Consider the following 24,259-nt stretch of genomic DNA (forward strand, 5'->3'; position numbering starts at 1 on the left):
AGTTCGCCGTGCCCGAGGGGCATACGATCCACCGCCTCGCCGAGGACCACCTGGAGCGGTTCGCCGGGTGGCCGGTCGCCGTCAGCAGCCCCCAGGGCAGGTTCGCCGAGAGCGCCGCCCTTCTCGACGGGCGCGTCCTCGACGGCGTCGACGCCCACGGCAAGCACCTCTTCCTGGGGTTCGAGGCGAGCGGGTGGATCCACATCCACCTCGGACTCTTCGGCAAGTACGCGGTCGGCCCCGCGCCCGCCCCGCCGGCCACCGACACCGTCCGGCTGCGCCTGGCCAACGACCGGTACTTCTCCGACCTGCGCGGCCCGACCACCTGCGCGTGGATCACCGACGCGGAGAAGGGCGCGATAAGCGCACGGCTCGGCCCGGACCCGCTGCGCCCGGCCGACGACCCCGACCGCGCGTGGGCCCGTATCTCCCGCTCCCGCACCACCGTCGCCGCGCTCCTCATGGACCAGAAGGTCGTCGCGGGCGTCGGCAACGTCTACCGCGCCGAGGTCCTCTTCCGGCACGGCATCGACCCGTACCGCCCGGGCAAGGACCTCACCCGCGCCGAGTGGGACGCCGTGTGGGCCGACCTGGCCGCCCTGATGCGCCAAGGCGTGCGCCACAACCGCATCGACACCGTCCGCGACGAGCACCTCCCCGAAGCGATGGGCCGGCCGCCACGGGTGGACGACCACGGCGGCGAGGTGTACGTCTACCGGAGGGCGAACATGCCCTGCCACATCTGCGGTGGCGAGATCCGCACCGCCGGTCTCGCCGCCCGCAACCTCTTCTGGTGCCCCACCTGCCAGGCCCGCTAGGGAGTGCCGCGGCCGCGATCCGCCGGCGGCCGACCCCGCCGAACGCCAGTTCCGGATGATCGACCAGGTATCACGCTCGTCTTGGTACAAAGGGCGCATATCAAGATCCGTACCACCATTCCCACCCGGCCTTTGCGTCGCACTCGAAGGGTTTTCGGGCGCCGCCGGGCCCCGGGTCCGGGGGTACCCCTGCGCATTGACAGCCAGGATGGATAGGGTCCCGAAGCAATGGCCGGAGCACGCGTGGAGACCCTTCTGGCCCGGATGCGCATGCGGTCGCACCGGGGCCGCACCGCCCTGCGCAAATCCGCCGTCGACTACTTCCGCGGCGACGCCTCCGACTGGCTCGCCTTCATCGGGCTGCTGCTCACCGTCCCCGCCATAGCCTGCGGCACGCTGATGCTGCCGGTCTGGTTCTCGCCGTCCGCGCTCGTCCTGCCGATCGTCGCCGGCGGCCTCCTGCTGCGCCCCGCCAGCCTCCTCGCCCTGTACGCCGCCTCCGCGGCCGCACTGATCGTCGAGGCCCTCGTACTCGGCCCGTACACCCAGGGTCCGGCCCGCGTCACCCCCGGCACCGTGCTGGTCGTCGCGGCCTGCGGGTTCTTCGGACTGGTCATCGCACAGTTCCGCAGCCGCGTCGGCGTGCCCTGGCGGCGCGGCGGCACCATGCTCTTCGACCTGCGCGAACGCATCCGCGTGCAGAGCAAACTGCCCGGCCTGCCGCGCGGCTGGCACCGCGAGATGGCCCTGCGCCCCGCGGGCGGCCAGTCCTTCTCCGGTGACTTCGTCGTCGCCGCGCGCACCAACGGCGGCCGGACCCTGGAGATCGTCCTGACCGACGTCTCCGGCAAGGGCATGGAAGCGGGCTCCCGGGCCCTGCTGCTGTCCGGCGCCTTCGGCGGACTGCTCGGCGCGCTGCCACCGCACGGCTTCCTGCCCGCCGCCAACGGCTACCTGCTCCGCCAGGACTGGGACGAGGGCTTCGCCACCTCCATCCACCTCGTCCTGGACCTGGAGACCGGCGACTACGAACTCCTCTCGGCCGGCCACCTCCCCGCCCTCCAGCTCTGCGCCGGTACCGGCCGCTGGCAGGAGAAGTCCGGCGAAGGCCCGCTGCTCGGCGTCTACGACGGCGCCGAGTTCACCCCCGCCCGTGGCAGTCTCCGCCGCGGCGACGTCCTGATGCTCTTCACCGACGGCCTCGTCGAGACCGCCGACCGGGAGATCAGCGAAGGCATCGACCGCCTCACCGGCGAAGCCGACCGCTACGTCTCCGCCGGCTGGGACGGCGCGGCCTGGCACCTGATCGAGAAGGTCGCCAAGGACGTCAACGACGACCGCGCCCTCCTCCTCATCCGCCGCTCCCCCTGACGGTGTCCTGCCCCCCCCCGCGGACGCCACGCTCCATGGCCGCTGCCCCACCGTGATCTGTGGCGTCGCAGCCACGATCAGGACGGCGGCGAGAGGCGTCACACCATGGCACTGTGCTGGGACTGCGGCGACGGCGCGGGCGCGTGGACGCCAACACTCCCGGCGGGGGAGCGGCCCGCCGACGCCCCGACCGCCGCCCTCGACTCCCTGGGCGCCGCCATCGTCATGGTCACCCACGCCCCGGCCGCCGCCGCCCATGCCGACCAGGTCCTCTTCCTCGCCGAGGGCCGGATCTCGGACCGCTTGCCCCGCAGCTCCGCCACGACCGTGGCCGCCCGCATGACGTCCCTCCCGGCCCGCGGCACCGCCGCGAGCCCGGCCTGACCGGAGAGACACCCATGGGTGTGCCCGGCGGAGCCCCTAGTCGAAGCGGATGTGCCGTACGCCGACCACCGCGCGGCGGATCCGGCCCCGGAGCGGGCCGTCCGTGTCCGGAGCGAGGTCCAGGCCGGCCGAGGCGGCCACTCTGCCCGCCACCTGGGACACGGTCAGCCGGTCGGTGGCCAGGTGCTGCGCGAACTCCGGCGCACGCAGCGCCTCCAGGCACCCGTCGAGGCGGGACACCGCGAAGCTCTCCCGCTTCGGTCCACGCCCCAGCCCCCGCTCGCGCAGCCGCCGCAGTACAGTCGCCCGCTCCGCCAGCAGCGCGAAGTGCCGTACGTCGTGGCCCCGTTCCCGCAGTCGCCCCACGGTCTCCGCGAAATAGGCCGGCTCCGTGACGGTCATCGGCACCAGCAGCACCCCCGGATGCCGCCGGGCCGCGAGGTCCAGTACCTCGAACACGCCCTGGCGCCACGCCGCCAGGTCCTGGAAGTCACCGCGGAGGGCGGGCGGCAGCATCCGGTGCAGCCCGAACCCGATGTGCTCCGGATCGCACACGACGCTTCCCGGCAGCCGGCGGCGCAACTCGTAGGCCGTCTGGGTCTTGCCGCCGCCGAACGGCCCGTTGAGCCAGACGATCACCGGGTGACCGCCGTCCACGGGCCGATCCCGAGTTTCCCCGTGTTCCCGAGGTCGAACGGCCGGGCGAGCCGCAGCCACAGCCGGGGCGCTCCGGGCCGGGGCTCGATCTCCATGACCGCGACCGTCGTGGCCGGCACCGTCGAGTCGGTGACGAGGTTGCGCCACACCACCGACCACGCCGCCGCCTGCCCGGGCGCCAGCGTCACCCGCTGCGGCGCCGCCTCGATGTCCGGCACCCCCGTGGTGATCCCAGCCGTGCCGTGCACCACCGCGACCTCCACCGGATCGTTGCGGCCGTCCCGCAGCGACACCCCCGGGTAGCCCTCCAGCACGTACGCCTGCATACCGCAGTTGACCAGCTGGAAGCCCTCCACCCGCAGACCCATCGCCGCGTCCCCGCCCGTCTCGACCAGCCGTACCCCGCCCTCGGGACACGCCCGGTCCGGCGTCGTCCCGGGCACGGGCGCGCCGCGGTTCGGCGCCGCTCCCGTGCCGGGCGTCGCGTCCGGCTCCGTACCCGGCTGGGCGGAGCGGCCGTGCGGCCCGGAGGTCGGCCCGGGCGCGGCGGGCGGCGCCGGCGGCATACCGCAGCCCGCGGCCCCCGCGAGCATCCCCAAGGCCAGTACGCCCCCGACGACGCCCCGCACCCACTGAGCCCGCCGCGCCCCGTGCGCCTGCCGCATCCCGTGCGCCCGTTGAACCGGCCGCGCCCCGTGCACCTGCCGCGCCGCCCCGTGCACCTGCCGCACCCCTCGCGCCCGCTGAACCCGCCGCGCCCGCTGCATCCACCGCACCTGCCGTAGCCCCCGCTCCGCGATCATCCGCCGAGCCTACGACGTCCCCTACGGGGCGCGGGCGGGCCACTCGCCCCCGATTGGCTGGCCCGCGCGGGCCCGCGCGGGCCCTACCGTGCCCCCATGGACCGCACGCTCGCCGCCGACCTCGCACGGCTCCCCGACCTGCTCGACGCCACCCGCCGCGCCGCCGCCGAAGCGCTCGCCACCCTCGACGAACGCGCCGTCGTACCGGATATGGCGAAGCCGGCCGACCCCGAACCCCTACCGGAGCGGGGCCGCGGCGCGGAGGCCGCCCTCGCGGCGTTCCGCGCCCGCTGGGAGCCGCGGCTCTCCGCCTCCGCCGGCCCCCGCTACTTCGGCTTCGTCACCGGCGGCGCCACTCCCGCGGCGCTCGCCGGGGACTGGCTCACCGCCGCCCACGACCAGAACTCCAACTCCTCCATGGACCGCGCCGGCCAGGACCTCGAACGCGAGACCGTGGGCTGGCTGCGCGAGCTGTTCGGCCTCTCCGACGCCCACACCGGCACCTTCGTCAGCGGCGCCACCATGTCCAACACCACCGGCCTCGCCATCGCCCGCGAGTGGCTCGGCGAACGCCTCGGCGTGTCCCCGGCCGACGACGGCGCCGGCGCCCTCGGCCCGGTCCGCGTCCTCTCCGGAGCCCCGCACTCCTCCATCGCCAAGGCCCTCTCCGTCCTCGGCCTCGGCCGCAACTCCCTCGTGCGCGTCCCGACCCTGCCCGGCCGCGAGGCCGTGGACCCCGCCGCCCTGGACCGGGCACTGGCCGACACCCCCGGACCGGCGGTCGTCGTCGCCAACGCGGGCACCGTCGACACCGTCGACTTCGACGACGTCCCCGCCATCGCCGCCCTCCGCGCCCGCCACGACTTCTGGCTGCACACCGACGCCGCCTTCGGCGCCTTCGCCGCGCTCTCCCCGGACCACGCGCACCTCGCCGTAGGGCTCGATGCCTCCGATTCCCTCTGCGTCGACCTCCACAAATGGCTCAACGTCCCCTACGACAGCGCCGTCCAGTTCACCCGCCGACGCGACCTGCAGGCTCGCGTGTTCCAGAACGCCGCCGCCTACCTCGGCCCCCTCGGCGAGCACCCCGACCTCGTCCACCTCACCCCGGAGAACTCCCATCGGCTGCGCGCCCTCGCCGCCTGGTTCACGCTGCGCGCCTACGGCCGCCAGGGCCACCGGGAGATCGTCGAGCGCAACATCACCGGCGCCCGCTCCCTCGGCGCGGCCCTGGCGGAGGACCCCGCCTTCACCCTCCTCGCCCCGGTCCGCCTCAACGTCGTCTGCTTCACCCTCACCGACAACCCCGATCCGGCCCGTCTGACCGCCCTGCGCGAGGCGGTGGCCGCCGAGGTGTTCGTCACCCCCACCGTCCACGAGGGAACCGCCGGACTGCGCGCAGCGTTCTCCAACTGGCGTACGACGCACGCGGACGTCCAGCGGGCCGCCCGGGCCCTGCGCACGGCAGCGAGGGAGATCGCATGACGAGCAGTCCCCTGACCCTCCTGGAGGTCGAGGCCCTGGCGCGCGATGCGCACGAGGGCCAGACAGACAAGGCCGGGAGGCCGTATGCCGAGCACCTCGCGGCCGTCGCCGAGGGCGTGCGCGTACGCGGCGGAACCCCCGAACAGCAGGCGGCGGCCTGGCTGCACGACGCGATCGAGGACGAGGCGCTCAGCCTCACGTGGCTGGATTCCGCCGCTCTCCCGCAGTCCGTGAAGGACATGGTCCTCGCCGTCACCAAGCGCCCCGGCGAGCCGGTCGAGCAGTACGCGGCCCGCATCCTGGCCACGCCGGGCGCCCTGCTGGTCAAGGAAGCCGACCTCGCGCACAACGCCGACCCCGTACGCCTCTCCGTACTGGACACTCCCACCCGCGACCGGCTGTCCGCGAAGTATGCGTATGTCCGTTCCCTCTTGGGCCTTTCGGCCCCCTGAACCCCGTCGCCCGCGACGGTTGGCGAAAACGGAACCATGGCCTTTCGTCACGGGGCGTATGACCGTGGCCCGTTGGTGGGAGGATGGTCCATGTGGGGGCATTCTCGGCCGTGCGCCCCCGGCCGACCAGGGGACGACCGAAGGTGTGATCAGTAGTGGCCATTTCGCTGTCAGTGGTGGTTCTGTTGGCGGTCATCCTGGTGGTGCTGATCCGCGGCAACCACATCAAGACGGGCCCCGCCATCGTCGCGGCCCTCTTCGGCTTCTTCCTGGCGTCCAGCTCGATCGCGGACGACGTGAACCGTTTCCTCAACTCCCTTGCGACGATGATTGCGAACATCAAGCTCTGAGCGTCCCGCCCGCCGCCCGGGCCCGGTTGATGCGGCTGATGGCGCATGCGCCGGCCTGGCGGCACGAGCGGTGACTCCGACGGCCCGAACCACCCCGCCGACCAGGCGAGGCGCCTGGCAAACGACGAGCCGAGGACGCGCTCCGCGAGGGCCCCGGCGCATTGCCGCCCACCACATGGTCCAAAACCGGCCTACGCGCTCACCGACGCGCCGGACGACCTCGCCGACCTCCTCTTCGGCCACCACACGGGCACGGACGGGTGGCGGAAAGCGGCTGCCCCGCCGCCCGCTGGTCCGGCACGAGCCCGGACGAGCCGTCCTCAAGGTCAACGCCCGCGTCGAAGTGCAGGTGGTGCCCGTCCCGTACGCCGGAGCCGGCGAGCTCCGACAACCGTTCCGCGAGGACGCGAAGCCGTTCCGCGTCGGCCTTGACGTGAGCCTCGCCGACGGAGCTCTGCACCTTGATCAGCGGTTCGTTCATGCCGCCACGCCAACCGCCCGCCCGCGCACCCCGGGAACGACCAAGGGCCAGGTCGAGGAGATGTCCTCTGACCTGGCCCTTCGGCACTGAGAGCGGGCGACGGGAATCGAACCCGCGTAGCTAGTTTGGAAGACTAGGGCTCTACCATTGAGCTACGCCCGCATTGCGTGCGCCGCAGGTCCGGGGACCGTGGCACGGACAGCATCCTAGCGGGTCGTTCCGGCCGTGCGCACACCACATTCCGTGTCCGCGCCGCCCTCCGTCCGAAACGGCTCGGGAAACACCGCGCATCAGAGGGTCTCCGGGCATGTACCCTACGTGTCGCACCGACGGGGTGTGGCGCAGCTTGGTAGCGCGTCCGCTTTGGGAGCGGAAGGTCGTCGGTTCGAATCCGGCCACCCCGACCACTGGCGGCCCACCGCAAGATCGCGTTGTGGGCTGATTGCCGCTTGCGGCTACTATGCAAGCTGCGTGCCCGTGTGTCTGATGTACCGGGCCGAAGTCCGCCGGGCCGCTGATTCCAGCGAGACGGCAGATCCCCAAGCAGTCAGCCACAAGGAGACCGAACCGTGAAGAGCGCCGTTGAGACCCTGAACCCGACGCGGGTTCGGCTCACTGTTGAGGTGCCCTTCGAGGAGCTCAAGGACAGCCTCGACGCGGCGTACAAGAAGATCAACCAGCAGGTCACGGTGAAGGGCTTCCGCAAGGGCAAGATCCCGGCCCGCGTCATCGACCAGCGCTTCGGCCGCGGTGCGGTGCTGGAGGAGGCCGTCAACGACGCCCTCCCGAAGTTCTACACCGAGGCCGTCAACGAGGCCGACCTGAACCCGCTGGGCCAGCCCGAGGTCGACATCACCGAGCTGAAGGACGGCGAGCTGCTGGCCTTCACCGCCGAGGTCGACGTGCGCCCCGAGATCGAGATCCCGGACTACTCCGGCATCGAGGTCGAGGTCGACGCCATCGAGGTCTCCGACGAGGACATCGAGAAGTCGGTCGAGCAGCTGCGCAACCGCTTCGCGTCCACCAAGGACGTCGAGCGCGCCGCCGCCGAGGGTGACGTCGTCACCATCGACCTCGAGGCCAAGGTCGACGGCGAGGTGCTGCCCGACGGCGTCGCCTCCGACGTCTCCTACACCATCGGCTCGGGCGAGCTGCTCGAGGGCATCGACGAGGCCGTCACCGGCCTCGAGGCCGGCGGCGAGGCCACCTTCACCTCGCAGCTGAAGGGCGGCTCCGCCGAGGGCAAGGACGCCGAGGTCACCGTCAAGGTCACCAAGGTCTCCGCCAAGGAGCTCCCGGAGCTGGACGACGAGTTCGCCCAGATGGCCAGCGAGTTCGACACCCTCGAGGAGCTCAAGGCCGACAGCCGCAAGCGCCTCGAGAACATGAAGCAGTACGACCAGGCCACGCAGGCCCAGGAGCGCGTCCTGGAGAAGCTGCTGGAGCTCGTCGAGGTGCCGATCCCCGAGAAGCTCCTCGAGGACGAGGTCAACACCCGCAAGCACAACCTGGAGCACCACCAGCTCGGCCAGATGGGCCTGGACCTGGCGAAGTACCTGGAGTTCCAGGGCAAGACGGTCGAGGAGTTCGACGCCGAGACCAAGGAGCAGGCGATCAAGGGCATCAAGACCCAGTTCGTCCTGGACGCCCTGGTCAACAAGGAGAAGCTGGGCGTCAACCAGGAGGAGCTCACCGAGCACCTCATGCGCCGTGCCCAGTCCTCCGGCATGTCCCCCGACCAGTTCGCCCAGGCGGTCGTCGAGGGCGGCCAGGTCCCGATGCTGGTCGGCGAGGTCGCGCGCGGCAAGGCCCTCGCGGTCGTCGTCGAGGCCGCCAAGGTCGTCGACACCAACGGTGAGGTCGTCGACCTCTCCGACGACGAGGACGAGGTCGAGACGGCTGCCGAGGCCGTCGAGGCCGCCGTTGACGGCGACGACGAGGTCAAGGCCGACGAGGCCAAGTAACACCTCGGGCGAGGCCGGGTGACATCCCGGGCCGAGCCCGCCGAGGAGTGCCCCGAAGGGCCCGGACGCAGCCGCGTCCGGGCCCTTCGGCATGGCCGCGGCACGGTCCCCGCACGGCCCCCGGAGCTTGCGCTCCGAGCGAACAGTTCGGGAAGCGGGATGGCGTTGTCCGACCTGCGCGTTAGGGTCCATGAATACGAGGGCACGTGAGTACCCGGGCGCCGGCGGACCCGTCCGCTCCGGCCGGACCGCGCCCCAGAACGAGACGCTGAGACGGCACATGGCCGTCGGAGACGAGCAGGTGGATACGTGACGAATCTGAAGCCTTACGCCGCGGGTGAGCCGTCCATCGGTGGCGGCCTCGGCGACCATGTCTACAACCGGCTGCTCGGCGAGCGAATCATCTTCCTCGGTCAGCAGGTCGACGACGACATCGCGAACAAGATCACCGCGCAGCTCCTGCTCCTGGCCGCCGAGCCGGAGAAGGACATCTACCTCTACATCAACAGCCCCGGTGGCTCGGTGACGGCCGGCATGGCCGTCTACGACACCATGCAGTACATCCCCAACGACGTCGTGACCATCGGCATGGGCATGGCGGCCTCGATGGGGCAGTTCCTCCTCACCGGTGGCGCCAAGGGCAAGCGCTTCGCCCTGCCGAACACCGACATCCTGATGCACCAGGGCTCCGCCGGCATCGGTGGCACCGCGTCGGACATCAAGATCCAGGCCCAGTACCTGCTGCGCACCAAGCAGCGGATGGCCGAGATCACCGCGTTCCACTCGGGCCAGACCGTCGAGGCGATCATCCGCGACGGTGACCGCGACCGCTGGTTCACCTCCGAGGAGGCCAAGGAGTACGGCCTCATCGACGAGATCATCTCGGCCGCGTCCAACGTTCCGGGCGGCGGCGGCACCGGGGCCTGATCCCGGTAACCACCGCCAGTACCCAGCAGTCGACAGCCCGCAGAACGCCACCAGGATGGTGAACACCCAGATGCAGAACAACTTCTCCGCGAGCGGCCTCTACTCCGGCCCGCAGGTGGACAACCGCTACGTCATCCCGCGCTTCGTCGAGCGCACCTCGCAGGGCGTGCGCGAGTACGACCCGTACGCGAAGCTCTTCGAAGAGCGCGTGATCTTCCTCGGCGTTCAGATCGACGACGCCTCGGCCAACGACGTCATGGCGCAGCTGCTGTGCCTGGAGTCGATGGACCCGGACCGCGACATCTCGATCTACATCAACAGCCCCGGCGGCTCGTTCACCGCGCTGACGGCGATCTACGACACGATGCAGTTCGTGAAGCCGGACATCCAGACGGTCTGCATGGGCCAGGCGGCCTCCGCCGCCGCCGTGCTGCTCGCCGCCGGCACCCCCGGCAAGCGCATGGCCCTGCCGAACGCCCGCGTGCTGATCCACCAGCCCTCCGGCGGCACCGGCCGTGAGCAGCTCTCCGACCTGGAGATCGCCGCGAACGAGATCCTGCGCATGCGCGACCAGCTGGAGACCATGCTGGCCAAGCACTCGACGACGCCGATCGAGAAGATCCGCGACGACATCGAGCGCGACAAGATCCTCACGGCCGAGGACGCCCTCGCGTACGGCCTGATCGACCAGATCATCTCCACCCGCAAGAGCAGCAATTTCTGATCCTTGCCGCCAGTTGGCGGGGACACACCACCGGATTCCGGGATGTGAACCACGTCAAGGGGGCCCCGCACGGGGCCCCCGGCAAGGTACCGTCGGATATGAGGCACCAGGAGCGCTGAACCAGGCGTCTCCCAGGCGAAGGGGAAGCACCTCGTGGCACGCATCGGTGACGGCGGCGACCTGCTCAAGTGCTCGTTCTGCGGAAAGAGCCAGAAGCAGGTGAAGAAGCTCATCGCAGGACCCGGTGTGTACATCTGCGACGAGTGCATCGACCTCTGCAACGAGATCATCGAGGAGGAGCTCGCGGAGACCTCCGAGGTCCGGTGGGAGGAACTCCCCAAGCCCCGTGAGATCTACGAGTTCCTGGAGAGCTACGTCGTCGGCCAGGAGCCGGCGAAGAAGGCGCTCTCGGTAGCGGTGTACAACCACTACAAGCGGGTCCAGGCCGGCGAGAACGGCGGCGCGCAGGGCCGCGACGACGCGATCGAGCTCGCGAAGTCCAACATCCTGCTGCTGGGCCCCACGGGCTCCGGCAAGACGCTGCTGGCGCAGACCCTGGCCCGCATGCTGAACGTCCCGTTCGCCATCGCCGACGCGACGGCGCTGACGGAGGCCGGGTACGTCGGCGAGGACGTCGAGAACATCCTGCTGAAGCTGATCCAGGCCGCCGACTACGACGTCAAGAAGGCCGAGACCGGGATCATCTACATCGACGAGATCGACAAGGTCGCCCGCAAGAGCGAGAACCCGTCGATCACGCGCGACGTGAGCGGCGAGGGCGTGCAGCAGGCCCTCCTGAAGATCCTGGAAGGCACGACGGCTTCGGTCCCCCCGCAGGGCGGCCGCAAGCACCCGCACCAGGAGTTCATCCAGATCGACACGACGAACGTGCTCTTCATCGTGGGCGGTGCCTTCGCCGGCCTGGAGAAGATCATCGAGTCGCGCGCGGGCGCCAAGGGCATCGGCTTCGGGGCGACGATCCGCTCGAAGCGCGAGATCGAGGCCAGCGACCAGTTCCAGGAGGTCATGCCGGAGGACCTGGTGAAGTTCGGGATGATCCCCGAGTTCATCGGCCGCCTCCCCGTCCTTACCTCGGTGCACAACCTGGACCGCGAGGCCCTGCTCCAGATCCTGATCGAGCCGCGCAACGCGCTGGTGAAGCAGTACCAGCGCCTGTTCGAGCTCGATGGCGTGGAGCTGGACTTCGAGCGCGAGGCGCTGGAGGCCATCGCGGACCAGGCGATCCTGCGCCAGACGGGCGCGCGCGGCCTGCGCGCCATCATGGAAGAGGTCCTGATGTCGGTGATGTACGAGGTCCCGTCCCGCAAGGACGTGGCCCGCGTGGTCATCACGGCGGACGTCGTCCGCTCCAACGTCAACCCGACGCTGGTCCCCCGCATCGTCCCGAAGGACCAGGGCCCGCACGAGAAGTCGGCCTAGCCGCAGGGCAGTAGACCGGTACGCGAAAGGGGCGCCCCCACCGGGGGCGCCCCTTCTTGCATTCAGGACTCAGGCGCGTGACAACAGGCCAAGTGTTCGATGAAGCCTGAATTGGCGGCATTTTTCTTGATCAACTTCGAGTTGGGAAGTGGTCTCCGCGGAGGGATGAAGAATGAAGAAGAAGCGTACGCTCGGCGTTCTCGCAGCTGTGTTCGCTGCTGCCGCCCTGCCCGTTGTTGCAGCTTCACCGGCGTCGGCCTCGTCGGCTGACTGTCAGGTCTACCTGCGCAATTTGGGATACAACGTGGGCTCGCAGGTGCAGGCCGCATGCAATCACGCCGCTGCATGGGACATGTCGGGGATGAACCGGCATGGCTGCTACGTGACTCTGGTGAACCTCGGGGTGAAGGTCAGCGACGCTTCGACGGCGTGCTACCAGCTCGCCTGACAGTGGCCCGGTCGGCGCACGGGGCTCCCCCTGCGCCGACCGCTGCACCGATCATGACTTGACGCGGGAAGTGTTGTAGAGCTTTGCGGCGAGTTCCGCGGCCTGCTCCTGGGTGTAACCCGGCTTGCCGGCCAGGATCGACGCCACGTCGGAGGCGCTGACCATGGCGACGGTGCTGTAGTCACCCCAGACGCAGAAGGGGAGCGTGGCCTCCTTGGGCCCCTTGGTGCTCGTGTCCTTCGACGTGAACTTGATGTCCTGACACTTCATGACGGCGCCCTTGAAGTTGGGCGGGGACATCGTCTTCGGGCTGCCGAGGAGCTGCACTTCGGACTTGCCGTCCTTGGCGGACTGCATCCTGATCTTGGCGAAGTACCCGTCCACCGACTTCTCCGGGTCGGCGACCTCGCCGTAGACGCCCGAGAACTTGAGGCCCTTCGCCGTCAGCGGGTTCTTCGGGTCGCCGGCCAGGTAGTCCATGCCCACCTGGGTCGGGTTCTTGATGCCCGCCGCCTCGGCTTCCTTCTTGTCCTCGTCGGAGAAGGACGGCTCCTTGTACTTGGGGTCCTTCTTGAAGTCGTCCACCGATTCCGCGGCGACGAGCTTGTAGCCCTTGGTGTCGTCGGACACGCTGCCCTCGCCGCCGCCCAGGAGGTACCAGCCGCCGCCCGCGATCACCGCGACCGCCACGACCACGCCTATGATCACCCCGGCCTTGGACTTCTTCGGGGGCTGCCCGCCGTACGGGGCCTGCTGGGGGTAGCCGTAGGCCGGGGTCGGCGGCTGCTGGGGGTAGCCCTGCGGCGGGACGCCCGGCTGCTGTGGGTAGCCGTAGCCCGGCTGCGGGGGCGCGGGCTGGCCGTACGGGCCCGGTTGCGCGGGCTGGCCGTACGGTCCGGGCGGCGGAGGCTGTTGTCCGTACGGTCCGGGCTGCTGAGGCTGCTGTCCGTAAGGCCCCGGCTGGTTGTAGCTCATCCCGCGTCCCCCTCTGAGGTTGCTTATACGTTCCTCACATCCTGTCGGAAGCCGAAGCCCGCCAGGGCGCCGGGCCCCTCTCCAACCGGTTTCATGACTGGACTGTTACGGCCCTAAACTGAGCCCCGTGACCGAGAACACGCAAACACCCAGCAGCCCCGACTCCGAACTGCCGACCGCCTACACGCCGGCCGATGTAGAGGGGAAGCTCTACGAGCGCTGGGTAGAGCGTGGGTACTTCACGGCAGATCCCGCGAGTGAGAAGCCCCCGTACACCATCGTCATCCCGCCGCCGAACGTCACCGGCTCCCTGCACCTGGGCCACGCCTTCCAGCACACGCTCATGGACGCCCTGACCCGGCGTAAGCGCATGCAGGGCTACGAGTCGCTGTGGCTGCCCGGCATGGACCACGCCGGCATCGCCACCCAGAACAAGGTCGAGCAGCAGCTCGCCGAGGAGGGCAAGTCCCGCCACGACCTGGGCCGCGAGGCGTTCGTCGAGCGCGTCTGGCAGTGGAAGGAAGAGTACGGCGGCAAGATCCTCGGCCAGATGCGCCGCCTCGGCGACGGCGTCGACTGGTCCCGTGAGCGCTTCACCATGGACGAGGGCCTGTCCAAGGCCGTCCAGACCATCTTCAAGAAGCTCTTCGACGACGGCCTGATCTACCGCGCCGAGCGCATCATCAACTGGTGCCCCCGCTGTCTGACGGCCATTTCCGACATCGAGGTGGAGTATCAGGAGGACGCGGGCGAGCTCGTCTCCATCCAGTACGGGGAGGGCGAGGACACTCTCGTCGTCGCCACCACCCGCGCCGAGACGATGCTCGGCGACACCGCCATCGCCGTCCACCCCGACGACGAGCGCTACAAGCACCTGGTCGGCAAGCTCATCAAGCTCCCGCTGACCGACCGCTCGATCCCCGTCGTCGCGGACACCCACGTCGACCCGGAGTTCGGCACGGGCTGCGTCAAGGTGACCCCGGCGCACGACCCGAACGACTTCGCCATCGGGCAGCGCCACAACCTGCCCAACATGACGATCATGGACGAGCACGGTGTCATCACCGTCCACGGCCCCTTCATCGGCCTGGACCGCTACGAGGCCCGTTCCGCGGTCGTCGGCGCGCTGCGCCAGCAGGGCCGGATCGTCGCGGAGAAGCGCCCGTACCTGCACTCCGTCGGGCACTGCTCGCGCTGCAGCACCACCGTCGAGCCGCGCCTGTCCCTCCAGTGGTGGGTCAAGGTCGAGACCCTCGCCAAGGCCGCCGGTGACGCGGTCCGCGACGGCCGCGTCGCGATCCACCCGGTGGAGATGGAGAAGCGCTACTTCGACTGGGTCGACAACCTCAACGACTGGTGCATCTCGCGCCAGCTGTGGTGGGGCCACCGCATCCCCGTCTGGTACGGCCCGGACGGCGAGATCGTCTGCCTCGGCCCGGACGACGAGGCGCCGACCGGCGAGGGCTGGACGCAGGACACCGACGTCCTCGACACCTGGTTCTCCTCCGGCCTGTGGCCGTTCTCCACGCTCGGCTGGCCGGAGAAGACCCCGGACCTGGCGAAGTTCTACTCCACCGACGTCCTGGTCACCGGCCACGACATCATCTTCTTCTGGGTCGCCCGGATGATGATGTTCGGCCTGTACGCCATGGACGGCGAGGTCCCGTTCAAGACGATCGCGCTCACCGGCCTGGTCCGCGACGAGCGCGGCAAGAAGATGTCGAAGTCCTTCGGCAACGTCGTCGACCCGCTGGACTGGATGGACAAGTACGGCTCCGACGCCGTCCGCTTCACCCTGGCCAAGGGCGCCAACCCCGGCACCGACGTCCCGATCGGCGAGGACTGGGTCCAGGCGTCCAGCAAGTTCGCCAACAAGATCTGGAACGCCACGCGCTTCGCGCTGATGAACGGCGCCACGATCGAGGGCGAGCTGCCGTCGGCCGAGCAGCTGTCGGCCACCGACCGCTGGATCCTCTCCCGCCTGAACAAGACGATCGCGCAGGTCGACGCGTACTACGAGGACTTCCAGTTCTCGAAGCTCAGCGAGGCGCTCTACCACTTCGCGTGGGACGAGGTCTTCGACTGGTACGTCGAGCTGTCGAAGACGACGTTCTTCGCCGGCGGCGAGCAGGCCAAGGTCTCCGCCCGGGTCCTCGGTGAGGTCCTCGACGTCATGCTGCGCCTGCTGCACCCGGTGGTCCCGTTCGTCACCGAGACCCTGTGGACCACCCTCACCGGGCGCGAGTCGCTGGTCATCGCCGACTGGCCGAAGGCTGTGGCGGTTCCTGGGGCTGACGCCCCGGGCGGCTTCCGCGACGACGCCGCCGAGGCCGAGATCGGCAGCGTCCAGACGCTGACCAAGGAGGTCCGCCGCTTCCGCAAGGAGCAGGGCCTCGACGACAAGCAGAAGGTCCCGGCCCGCCTGGACCTGACCGGCACCGTGCTGGCCGCCCACGAGGCCGCCATCCGCCAGGTGCTGCGGCTCCAGCCCGAAGGCGACTCCTTCAGCGCCACCGCGACCCTTCCGGTCGCCGGCGCCACGGTCGCGCTGGACCTGTCCGGCACCATCGACGTCGAGGCCGAGCGCAAGCGCCTGACCAAGGACCTCGGCGCGGCCGAGAAGGAGAAGGCGCAGGCCGAGGCGAAGCTGGGGAACGAGGCCTTCCTGGCCAAGGCCCCCGACAACGTCGTGGACAAGATCAAGGGCCGGCTGGCCAAGGCCGAGGCGGACATCGCCCGGATCCAGGCCCAGCTGGAGACGCTGCCCGCCGCGTAGCCCCTCGTACGACGCCGAAGGCCCCCGCACCGGACCGGTGCGGGGGCCTTCGCCGTACGCCGTCTGATGGCGACCTGGCAGGTGGCGCCGCCGATGTCCACGACCATGGAGCCGAGCGGTTCCGCCGCGGGCAGTCCGGCCCCGATCGCCGCGGCCATCGGCTCCTCGATCAGGTGAACGGCGGTGGTGGTGCCCGCCTTGACGGCGCGACCACGGACGGCTCATTGAGGACGATCCCGTGCCCCCGCGCGTGGACGAGGGTGTCGGCTGTCCGCAGGTCGTCCCTATGCCGCGGCCGGAAGCGGTCTTGTTGGTGCTGGCCTGCGGCATTTGCTCGGCTGTCTGCTGCTCGCACGGCTGCATGACGATCAGGTCACTTCCGGCGCCGAAGGTCCCGAAACGGCCGGGCCGGAAGTCCTCCCGGTGGCCGTCCGTAGACTGGCCCTGTGAGTGACCAGCAGCCCGAGAGCCACGACCGCCACGACGACGAAGACCTCGCCGGTGCGTTCGACGAATTCGACCAGATCGTGGCGGAAGAGTCCGACCGCGACCCCGACCTGGCGGTGATCGAGGCCGGCAGCCGTACCCTGCGCGCCCAGGCCGGCCCGCCCCAGGGGGACCCGGTGCCCGCCCGGCCCGTCGACCCGGAGGTCGCCAAGGCGCTGCTGGAGGTGGAGCAGGAGCTTTCCACCCGCTGGGGCGAGACCAAGCTGGAGCCCTCGGTGTCGCGGATCGCGGCGCTGATGGACGTACTGGGCGAGCCGCAGCGCGCTTACCCCTCCATCCACATCACCGGGACCAACGGCAAGACCAGCACGGCCCGCATGATCGAGGCCCTGCTGAACGCCTTCGAGCTGCGCACCGGCCGCTACACGAGCCCGCACGTGCAGTCGATCACCGAGCGGATCAGCCTCGACGGGGCGCCGATCGAGGCCGAGCGGTTCGTGGAGACGTACCACGACGTGAAGCCGTACGTGGAGATGGTCGACGCCGCCGAGGAGTTCCGGCTGTCCTTCTTCGAGGTGCTCACCGGGATGGCCTACGCGGCTTTCGCGGACGCCCCGGTGGACGTGGCCGTGGTCGAGGTCGGCATGGGCGGCAGCTGGGACGCGACCAACGTGATCGACGGCTCCGTCGCCGTGGTCACCCCGATCAGCCTGGACCACACCGACCGGCTCGGCTCCACGCCCGGTGAGATCGCGGTGGAGAAGGGCGGCATCATCAAACAGGACGCGACCGTCATCCTGGCGCAGCAGCCGGTGGACGCGGCCCAGGTGCTGCTGAAGAAGGCCGTCGAGGTGGACGCGACGGTGGCCCGCGAGGGCATGGAGTTCGGCGTCGTCTCGCGCGAGGTCGCGGTCGGCGGGCAGCAGCTGACGCTGCGCGGTGTGGGCGGCGAGTACGACGGCATCTTCCTGCCGCTGTACGGCGCCCACATGGCGCACAACGCGGCGGTGGCGCTCGCCGCGGTCGAGGCCTTCTTCGGGGTCGGCGGGCAGCACGCCCGGGTGCTGGACGTGGACACGGTACGCAAGGCCTTCGCGTCGGTGACCTCGCCGGGCCGCATGGAGGTCGTGCGGCGCAGCCCGACGGTGATCCTGGACGCGGCCCACAACCCGGCGGGCGCGGCGGTCACCGCGGAGGCGGTGACCGAGGCGTTCGGCTTCAGCCGGCTCATCGGCGTCGTGGCCGCGAGCGAGGACAAGGACGTGCGCGGGGTGCTGGAGGCCTTCGAGCCGATCTTCGCGGAGGTCGTGGTCACGCAGAACTCCAGCCACCGGTCGATGGGCGCGGACGATCTGGCGGCCGTCGCCGTCGAGGTCTTCGGCGTGGACCGGGTGCAGGTGGAGCCGCGGCTGGACGACGCCCTGGAGGCGGCGATCACCCTGGCCGAGGAAGAGGCCGAGTACGGAGGGGCCGGGGTCCTGGTGACCGGTTCCGTGATCACGGTGGGCGAGGCCCGCCTGCTGCTGAAGAGGGGCTGAGGATGCGCACGCTGTGTGCGAGCACGCTGATCGGCGAGTTCTTCGTGATCGGCTTCGCGGGACTGGTCGCCATGAAGGACCCGGACCTGACCCAGGCCACGGTCTGGACGGTGTGCGGGGTCGCGATGCTGCTGTCGGTGCTGCTGTGCGGGATGCTGTCGCGGCCCGGGGCCGTCCAGCTGGGCTGGGCCCTGCAGATCGGGCTCGTCGCGAGCGGGTTCGTCGTCCCGACGATGTTCTTCCTCGGCGCGGTCTTCGCGGGCCTGTGGTGGTGCTCCGTGCACTACGGCCGGAGGATCGACTCGATCAAGGAGCGCTGGGCCGCCGCGCAGGAGGCGCCGGCGGCGCCCGCGGCGTCCGACACCGCCTGACGGAGCTCCGGGCCGCCCGGCCCCCGGCCCCGGCCCCGGCCCTCGGCCCCGGCCCCCGGGCGGCCGGACCTCCCCGGACGGCCCTGTAGATTCGTCCCACCGCACCCGTATGCCGCAAGGAGCCGCAACATGACCCAGCGCACCCTCGTCCTGCTCAAGCCCGACGCCGTCCGTCGTGGCCTGGTCGGCGAGATCATCGGCCGCATCGAGCGGAAGGCCGGCTGGACCATCCCCGCCCTGGAGCTGCGCACGCTCGACCAGGAGACCCTGGAGGCGCACTACGGCGAGCACAAGGGCAAGCCGTTCTACGAGCCGCTGATGGGCTTCATGTCCAGCGGCCCGGTCGTGGCCCTGGTCGTCGAAGGGGAACGCGTCATCGAGGGCGTCCGCCAGCTGGCCGGACCCACCGACCCGATCGCCGCGGCGCCCGGCTCCATCCGGGGCGACTTCGGCACCGTCACCCGGGAGAACCTGATCCACGCCTCGGACTCCGAGGAATCGGCCGAGCGCGAGCTGAAGCTCTTCTTCCCCGCGCTCTGATCAGTCCTTCCTGACGAGACATCAGCCGAATAGCGCTCACGACCTGGGGCGACCGAAGTAATTTCGGTCGCCCCCAGGTAATTCCGGGCGTGAGCGGGAACGCCTGGGCAGGACACGTCGTCACCACTGAGGGGGCGGGTATCCGTTCCGGCGGGATTGCCGGAGTCCCGTCGCGCGGTGTCCGTACCCCGGCACTACGATGGGGCCTCCACCCACACACCCACCTCGCCGACCTGACAGCAGCCGCTTTCAACTGGAAGGCCAGACGCTCCTCATGGGGAACAAGGGGAACAACATGTCGTTCATCGGCCGTGACATGGCGATCGACCTCGGGACCGCCAACACGCTGGTGTACGTGAGGGGCCGGGGGATCGTCCTGAACGAGCCGTCCGTGGTCGCCATCAACACGAACACCGGCGGCATCCTGGCGGTCGGCTCCGAGGCGAAGAAGATGATCGGGCGCACGCCCGGCAACATCGTCGCCGTGAGGCCCCTCAAGGACGGCGTGATCGCCGACTTCGAGATCACCGAGCGTATGCTCCGGTACTTCATCCTCAAGATCCACAAGCGTCGCTACCTGGCTCGCCCGCGCGTCGTGGTCTGCGTTCCCTCCGGCATCACGGGAGTGGAGCGCCGCGCGGTCATCGAGGCGTCCACGCAGGCCGGCGCCCGCCAGGTGCACATCATCGAAGAGCCCATGGCTGCCGCCATCGGCTCGGGCCTGCCCGTCCACGAGGCCACCGGCAACATGGTCGTGGACATCGGCGGCGGCACCACCGAGGTCGCCGTCATCTCCCTGGGCGGAATCGTCACGGCACAGTCCATCCGGGTGGCCGGCGACGAGCTCGACAACGCGATCATCCAGCACATCAAGAAGGAGTACTCGCTCCTCCTCGGTGAGCGGACCGCCGAGCAGATCAAGATCACCATCGGCTCGGCGTACGACCTCGACAAGGACGAGCACACCGAGATCCGCGGCCGGGACCTGGTCTCGGGCCTGCCCAAGACGGTCGTCATCTCGGCCGCCGAGGTCCGCAAGGCCATCGAGGAGCCGGTCAACTCCATCGTCGACGCGGTCAAGACGACGCTCGACAAGTGCCCGCCGGAGCTCTCGGGCGACATCATGGACCGCGGCATCGTCCTGACCGGCGGCGGCGCCCTGCTCCGCGGCCTCGACGAGCGGCTGCGCCGCGAGACCGGCATGCCGATCCACATCGCCGAGGACCCCCTCGACTCCGTCGCGCTCGGCTCCGGCAAGTGCGTCGAGGAGTTCGAGGCCCTCCAGCAGGTCCTGGACGCTCAGCCCCGTCGCTGACAACGCCCCTCCCTGCCGGAGGGGGTAAGCGGAACACAAGGATCCGCCGTACGGGTGCTACCGGGCCCGTGCGGCGGATCGTTGATATACAGGCAAAGAGAATTCCGACGAGGAAGGCACGGCCGCCGCACGTGAGGGACACACGAGAAAGCCGGCTGCTCCTGGTGCTTCTGATCGCCATCGCGTTCGCGTTGATCACGGTGGACATCAGGGCAGGCGAGGAGTCACCGGTCGACGGTGCCCGGCAGGCCGCCGCAGCGGTCTTCGGGCCGGTCGAGGAAGGTGTGGCGACCGCGGTCGATCCGGTCGCCAACGCCATAGGGGCCGTACGGGACTCCGGGGAGCGCCACAACCGCATCGCCACGCTGGAGCGCGAGAACGCCGCCCTCAAGGCCAAGCTGGGCAGCGAGGACCAGACCCGCAGCCGCATCCACGAGCTCGACGAGATGCTCAAGCGGGCCGGCGCCGGACAGTACGGCATCAAGGGCGCCGAGGTCATCGCCATAGGAGCGGCCCAGGGCTTCTCCTGGACCGTCACCATCGACGCCGGCAGCAAGGACGGCATCGAGCGCGACATGACCGTCCTCAACGGCGACGGGCTCGTCGGCCGGGTCACCACGGTGGGCCCCGACACCTCCACCGTCGTCCTGGCCAACGACCCCGACTTCACGGTCGGCACGCGCCTGGAGAAGACCGGCGAACTCGGCTTCGCCACCGGCCAGGGAGACCGCGCCCTGTCCGTCCAGATGCTCAACGGCAAGGCCAAGGTCAGCCCCGGCGACCGGCTCGTCACCTTCGGCTCGCGCGGCAACAAGCCCTTCGTGCCCGGCGTCCCGATCGGCGAGGTCGTCAAGGTCGACCCCTCCCGCGGCGACCTGACCCGCACCGTATGGGTGCGTCCGTTCGTCGGCTTCTCGCGCCTCGACATCGTGGGCGTCGTCGTGATGCCGCCGCGCGAGGACCCGCGCGACGCCGTTCTGCCGCCCAAGCCCGAGGCCCCCAAGCCCACCCCGACGGTCACCGTCACGGTCACTCCGTCCGGGTCCGCCAGCCTGGCGGCCCAGCCGGCCGACGACTAGGAGCCGACCCCGTATGCGCTTCAACCGGATCCTGCTCTCGGCCACGCTCGTCGTGGTCGCCCTCGTCATCCAGGTCACCGTCCTGGGCCGGCTCCAACTGCCCGGCGCGGTACCCGACCTGCTCCTCCTCACCGTCGTGTCCCTCGCACTCGTGTACGGGCACGTCAGTGGTGCGCTCATCGGCTTCGGCGCCGGACTCCTCGCCGACCTGGCGCCGCCCGCCGACCACGCGGCCGGGCGGTACGCGCTCGTTCTGTGCGTCATCGGCTACGTCGCCGGCCTGGTCCGCCCCGACGGCGGGCGGTTCCGCTCCGCCTGGGGCCCGATGCTGACCGTCGTCGCCGCCGCGATCGGCTCCACCCTGCTCTACGCGGGCGTGGGCGCCCTGGTCGGCGACACCGCCGCCCGCCACGTCGGCCTGACCGGGCTGGTGTTCACCGCCACCCTCTACGACCTGCTGCTCGCGCCGTTCACCGTGCCGTGGATCATGGCGCTCGCCCGCCGGGCCGAGAACGACCCGATGGCCGTCGAGGCCGGCGGCGGCCCCGCCAACAAGGCCGCCGACGTTTCCGCCGGCTGGCTGGCCGGCGGCACCGGCCTGCGCATCGGCAGCCAGCGCGGCGGCCTGCGCCTGAAGACCGCGCGGGTCCGCGCCAACAAGGCCGTCCGTATAAAGGGCGTCAAGCCGGCCAAGGGTGTGAAGAGCGTCAAGAAGCTGTGAGGGAGGAGCAGACGTGACCAACGTCCCGGAGACCGGCCGTACCTCCCGGGTGCAGATCAGGCTCGTCATCATGCAGGTCCTCGTCTTCTCCATGCTCATCACCCTCGGCGGCCGGCTCTGGTTCCTCCAGATCCGCAACGGCGCGGAGTACTACCACGAGGCCAAGAGCAACCACGTCCAGCGGGTCGTCCAGCCCGCCGTGCGCGGCTCGATCCTCGACGCCCGCGGGGTCCCCCTCGCCGACAACGAGACCCGCCTGGTCGTCTCCGCCAGCCGCACCGCGCTCATGAAGATGAAGGACAAGGGCAAGGGCGTCATGACCCGCCTCGCCGCCGTCCTGGACATGACCCCCAAGGAGGTCATGGACAAGGTCCGGCTCTGCGACTCCCAGACGCCCAAGCCCTGCTGGAACGGTTCCCCCTACCAGCCGATCCCGGTCACCCTCGAAGCCACCACCCAGCAGGCGCTCCAGCTGCGCGAACGCCCGGAGGAGTTCCCCGGCATCACCGCGGAGCCCACCGCCGTCCGCCGCTACCCGGCCCCCGGAGGAGCCCGCACCTCCCAGGTGCTCGGCTACCTCTCGCCCGTCACCGACGACGAGATCCAGAAGGCCAAGGACACCGACTCCCCGCACCTGCGGTCCGACCAGGTCGGCCGCTCCGGCATCGAACGCACCTACGACCGGCAGCTGCGCGGCAAGGCGGAGGTCACCTCGTACGAGGTCGACAACCTCGGCCGGGTCATGGGCCAGACCAAGTCCGACCCCGGAATCGCCGGGTCCACCCTCGTCACCAGCATCGACGCCCGGGTCCAGGCCGTTGCCGAGTACGAGCTCCAGCAGGCGATGAAGGTCGTCCGCAACGAGACCGACAACATCACCGGCCGCAAGTACGAGGCCGACTCGGGCGCCGTCGTCGTCATGGAGGCCAAGACCGGCCGCATCGTCGCGATGGCCTCCCAGCCCGACTACGACCCCAACGCCTGGGTCGGCGGCATCTCCGGCGCGGACTACGCCAAACTCACCAGCAAGGGCTCCAACTACCCGCTGCTCAACCGGGCCATCCAGGGCATGGCCCCCGCCGGCTCCATCTTCAAGGTGGTCTCCGCGAGCGCCGCCGTCCGGGCCGGCTACAAGTTCAACGACAAGTACAACTGCAGCAGCTCCTACAGCCTCGGCGGCCGGAGCTTCGCGAACTTCGAGTCCAAGGGACACGGCCCCATCACCCTCGCCGAGGCCCTCAAGTTCTCCTGCAACACCGTCTTCTACGCCCTCGGGCACAAGGAGTGGCAGCGCGACGGCGGCCTCAGCCCCAAGAAGGACGCCCACGACTGGTTCTACCGGACCGCCCGGGAGTTCGGACTCGGCTCGGAGACCGGGATCGACCTGCCCAACGAGGTCAAGGGCCGCATCCCCGACCGCCGGTGGAAGCAGAGCTTCTGGGCGGCCAACAAGAACTCCTGGTGCAAGCAGGGCAAGCGGGGCGGCACCTACGTCGAGCAGATCGCCTACGAGAGCTGCCTCGAAGGCAACCAGCTCAAGGCCTACGACAGCATCAACTTCGCCATCGGCCAGGGCGACGTCCTCGTCACCCCCATCCAGATGGCCACCGCCTATTCGGCCATCAGCAACGGCGGCACCCTGTACAACCCCACCGTCGGCAAGGCCGTGATCAGCCCCGACGGCAAACACGTAGAGATGATCGAGCCCCAGTCCCACGGCAGGCTCCCCATCGACACCCAGACCGTCGCGGACCTGGACAGGGGGCTGCGCATGGTCGTCGAACCCGGCGGCACCGCCGCGTGGCGCTTCGGCGGCTGGCCCCAGGACAAGATCCCGATGCACGCCAAGACCGGTACCGCCCAGGTCTACGGCAAGCAGACCACGTCCTGGCTGGCGACCTACACCAAGGACTTCACGATCGTCATGACGATCTCCCAGGGCGGCACCGGCTCCGGCGCCTCCGGCCCCGCCGTGCGCAACCTCTACAACGCCCTCTACGGTCTGACCATGGACGGGAAGCAGGACCCGAAGAGGGCCCTGCTGCCGGCCCCGGAGACGAAACTGCCCAGGATCAACCCCGACGGCTCCATCGAATCCCCCGAGATCCGGCCGTACGTACCGCCGTCCCCGGAGGACCTGGAACCGCCGGCACTCGCCGGGCCACCCCCGACACGGCACGACTGAGGACCCCA

At 70.2% G+C, this 24,259-nt stretch carries 23 protein-coding genes, 2 tRNA genes and 1 pseudogene; 20 read left to right on the plus strand and 6 right to left on the minus strand.

The features are described 5' to 3' along the window. Positions 1-8: 8 nt before the first annotated feature. From ACZ3X1_RS04640 to ACZ3X1_RS04650, 3 genes are all read left to right on the plus strand, one after another. The gene (locus tag ACZ3X1_RS04640; protein ID WP_467276575.1) at positions 9-818 is read left to right on the plus strand and encodes an Fpg/Nei family DNA glycosylase; all 810 of its coding nucleotides are present in this window, start codon (positions 9-11) and stop codon (positions 816-818) included. 228 nt (positions 819-1,046) lie between these two features. Further along, entirely contained in the window at positions 1,047-2,189 is a 1,143-nt protein-coding gene (locus tag ACZ3X1_RS04645; protein ID WP_356810051.1) for a PP2C family protein-serine/threonine phosphatase, read from the plus strand. Between the two features lie 105 nt (positions 2,190-2,294). After that, positions 2,295-2,573 carry a hypothetical protein gene (locus ACZ3X1_RS04650; RefSeq protein ID WP_467276580.1) on the plus strand — a complete coding sequence of 93 codons (279 nt, stop codon included), beginning with the start codon at positions 2,295-2,297 and terminating at the stop codon, positions 2,571-2,573. Between the two features lie 36 nt (positions 2,574-2,609). Here the strand turns inward: ACZ3X1_RS04650 and ACZ3X1_RS04655 are convergent, their stop codons facing one another. Continuing rightward, positions 2,610-3,212, minus strand: a complete 603-nt coding sequence (locus ACZ3X1_RS04655; protein ID WP_467277563.1) for an AAA family ATPase — start codon at positions 3,210-3,212, stop codon at positions 2,610-2,612. Beyond that, the gene (locus ACZ3X1_RS04660; RefSeq protein WP_467276582.1) at positions 3,209-3,895 is read right to left on the minus strand and encodes a DUF4232 domain-containing protein; all 687 of its coding nucleotides are present in this window, start codon (positions 3,893-3,895) and stop codon (positions 3,209-3,211) included. The genes ACZ3X1_RS04655 and ACZ3X1_RS04660 overlap by 4 nt, the downstream gene beginning before the upstream one ends. Before the next feature lie 234 nt (positions 3,896-4,129). Between ACZ3X1_RS04660 and ACZ3X1_RS04665 the strand changes: the two genes are divergently transcribed. From ACZ3X1_RS04665 to ACZ3X1_RS04675, 3 genes are all read left to right on the plus strand, one after another. Continuing rightward, positions 4,130-5,518, plus strand: a complete 1,389-nt coding sequence (locus ACZ3X1_RS04665) for a pyridoxal phosphate-dependent decarboxylase family protein (protein WP_467276584.1) — start codon at positions 4,130-4,132, stop codon at positions 5,516-5,518. After that, the gene (locus ACZ3X1_RS04670) at positions 5,515-5,970 is read left to right on the plus strand and encodes an HD domain-containing protein (protein ID WP_356810048.1); all 456 of its coding nucleotides are present in this window, start codon (positions 5,515-5,517) and stop codon (positions 5,968-5,970) included. The genes ACZ3X1_RS04665 and ACZ3X1_RS04670 overlap by 4 nt, the downstream gene beginning before the upstream one ends. A gap of 155 nt (positions 5,971-6,125) precedes the next feature. Continuing rightward, positions 6,126-6,320 (plus strand): membrane protein, encoded by a 195-nt coding sequence (locus ACZ3X1_RS04675; protein ID WP_030008564.1) that lies wholly within the window; start codon positions 6,126-6,128, stop codon positions 6,318-6,320. 199 nt (positions 6,321-6,519) lie between these two features. Here the strand turns inward: ACZ3X1_RS04675 and ACZ3X1_RS04680 are convergent, their stop codons facing one another. Next, positions 6,520-6,801 carry an Imm32 family immunity protein gene (locus ACZ3X1_RS04680; RefSeq protein WP_467276590.1) on the minus strand — a complete coding sequence of 94 codons (282 nt, stop codon included), beginning with the start codon at positions 6,799-6,801 and terminating at the stop codon, positions 6,520-6,522. 91 nt (positions 6,802-6,892) lie between these two features. Further along, positions 6,893-6,963: transfer RNA gene (locus ACZ3X1_RS04685), tRNA-Gly, on the minus strand. 168 nt (positions 6,964-7,131) lie between these two features. Between ACZ3X1_RS04685 and ACZ3X1_RS04690 the strand changes: the two genes are divergently transcribed. The 6 genes from ACZ3X1_RS04690 (at position 7,132) to ACZ3X1_RS04715 (ending at position 12,304) form a co-directional block, all read left to right on the plus strand. Then, positions 7,132-7,208 (plus strand) — tRNA-Pro (locus tag ACZ3X1_RS04690). Positions 7,209-7,370: 162 nt separating this feature from the next. Then, the gene (gene tig / locus ACZ3X1_RS04695) at positions 7,371-8,765 is read left to right on the plus strand and encodes a trigger factor (protein ID WP_467276592.1); all 1,395 of its coding nucleotides are present in this window, start codon (positions 7,371-7,373) and stop codon (positions 8,763-8,765) included. Between the two features lie 309 nt (positions 8,766-9,074). Continuing rightward, positions 9,075-9,692 carry an ATP-dependent Clp protease proteolytic subunit gene (locus ACZ3X1_RS04700; protein WP_030649990.1) on the plus strand — a complete coding sequence of 206 codons (618 nt, stop codon included), beginning with the start codon at positions 9,075-9,077 and terminating at the stop codon, positions 9,690-9,692. A gap of 55 nt (positions 9,693-9,747) precedes the next feature. Continuing rightward, positions 9,748-10,416 (plus strand): ATP-dependent Clp protease proteolytic subunit, encoded by a 669-nt coding sequence (locus tag ACZ3X1_RS04705; protein ID WP_356810045.1) that lies wholly within the window; start codon positions 9,748-9,750, stop codon positions 10,414-10,416. A gap of 153 nt (positions 10,417-10,569) precedes the next feature. Beyond that, complete coding sequence (gene clpX / locus ACZ3X1_RS04710; protein ID WP_030026955.1) at positions 10,570-11,856, plus strand: ATP-dependent Clp protease ATP-binding subunit ClpX; 1,287 nt, start codon at positions 10,570-10,572, stop codon at positions 11,854-11,856. A gap of 172 nt (positions 11,857-12,028) precedes the next feature. Further along, positions 12,029-12,304 (plus strand): hypothetical protein, encoded by a 276-nt coding sequence (locus ACZ3X1_RS04715; RefSeq protein WP_467276603.1) that lies wholly within the window; start codon positions 12,029-12,031, stop codon positions 12,302-12,304. A 51-nt stretch (positions 12,305-12,355) separates the two neighbouring features. Here ACZ3X1_RS04715 and ACZ3X1_RS04720 read toward each other — a convergent pair whose 3' ends face one another. Beyond that, positions 12,356-13,279: a hypothetical protein gene (locus ACZ3X1_RS04720; protein WP_467276605.1), complete on the minus strand. Its 924-nt coding sequence runs from the start codon at positions 13,277-13,279 to the stop codon at positions 12,356-12,358. A 127-nt stretch (positions 13,280-13,406) separates the two neighbouring features. Between ACZ3X1_RS04720 and ACZ3X1_RS04725 the strand changes: the two genes are divergently transcribed. Next, the gene (locus ACZ3X1_RS04725; protein ID WP_467276608.1) at positions 13,407-16,055 is read left to right on the plus strand and encodes a valine--tRNA ligase; all 2,649 of its coding nucleotides are present in this window, start codon (positions 13,407-13,409) and stop codon (positions 16,053-16,055) included. Positions 16,056-16,120: 65 nt separating this feature from the next. On the opposite strand, the pseudogene ACZ3X1_RS04730 reads toward ACZ3X1_RS04725, so the two are convergent. Next, a pseudogene (locus ACZ3X1_RS04730) lies at positions 16,121-16,273 on the minus strand (rod shape-determining protein); the annotation flags it as partial. 228 nt (positions 16,274-16,501) lie between these two features. Between ACZ3X1_RS04730 and folC the strand changes: the two are divergent. From folC to mrdA, 7 genes are all read left to right on the plus strand, one after another. Continuing rightward, a complete protein-coding gene (gene folC / locus ACZ3X1_RS04735; RefSeq protein ID WP_390076904.1) occupies positions 16,502-18,040 on the plus strand; it encodes a bifunctional tetrahydrofolate synthase/dihydrofolate synthase in 1,539 nt (512 codons plus the stop codon). A 2-nt stretch (positions 18,041-18,042) separates the two neighbouring features. Next, entirely contained in the window at positions 18,043-18,411 is a 369-nt protein-coding gene (locus ACZ3X1_RS04740) for a DUF4233 domain-containing protein (RefSeq protein WP_356810037.1), read from the plus strand. A gap of 129 nt (positions 18,412-18,540) precedes the next feature. After that, entirely contained in the window at positions 18,541-18,951 is a 411-nt protein-coding gene (gene ndk, locus ACZ3X1_RS04745) for a nucleoside-diphosphate kinase (RefSeq protein WP_030027161.1), read from the plus strand. A gap of 295 nt (positions 18,952-19,246) precedes the next feature. Continuing rightward, entirely contained in the window at positions 19,247-20,266 is a 1,020-nt protein-coding gene (locus tag ACZ3X1_RS04750) for a rod shape-determining protein (RefSeq protein ID WP_030008578.1), read from the plus strand. Positions 20,267-20,397: 131 nt separating this feature from the next. Beyond that, a complete protein-coding gene (gene mreC, locus ACZ3X1_RS04755; protein ID WP_030819225.1) occupies positions 20,398-21,345 on the plus strand; it encodes a rod shape-determining protein MreC in 948 nt (315 codons plus the stop codon). A 13-nt stretch (positions 21,346-21,358) separates the two neighbouring features. Beyond that, the gene (gene mreD, locus ACZ3X1_RS04760; protein ID WP_356810033.1) at positions 21,359-22,066 is read left to right on the plus strand and encodes a rod shape-determining protein MreD; all 708 of its coding nucleotides are present in this window, start codon (positions 21,359-21,361) and stop codon (positions 22,064-22,066) included. A gap of 13 nt (positions 22,067-22,079) precedes the next feature. After that, the gene (gene mrdA, locus ACZ3X1_RS04765) at positions 22,080-24,251 is read left to right on the plus strand and encodes a penicillin-binding protein 2 (protein WP_467276617.1); all 2,172 of its coding nucleotides are present in this window, start codon (positions 22,080-22,082) and stop codon (positions 24,249-24,251) included. The last annotated feature ends 8 nt before the right edge of the window (positions 24,252-24,259 follow it).

This window comes from Streptomyces sp. NPDC023541 (assembly GCF_055559995.1).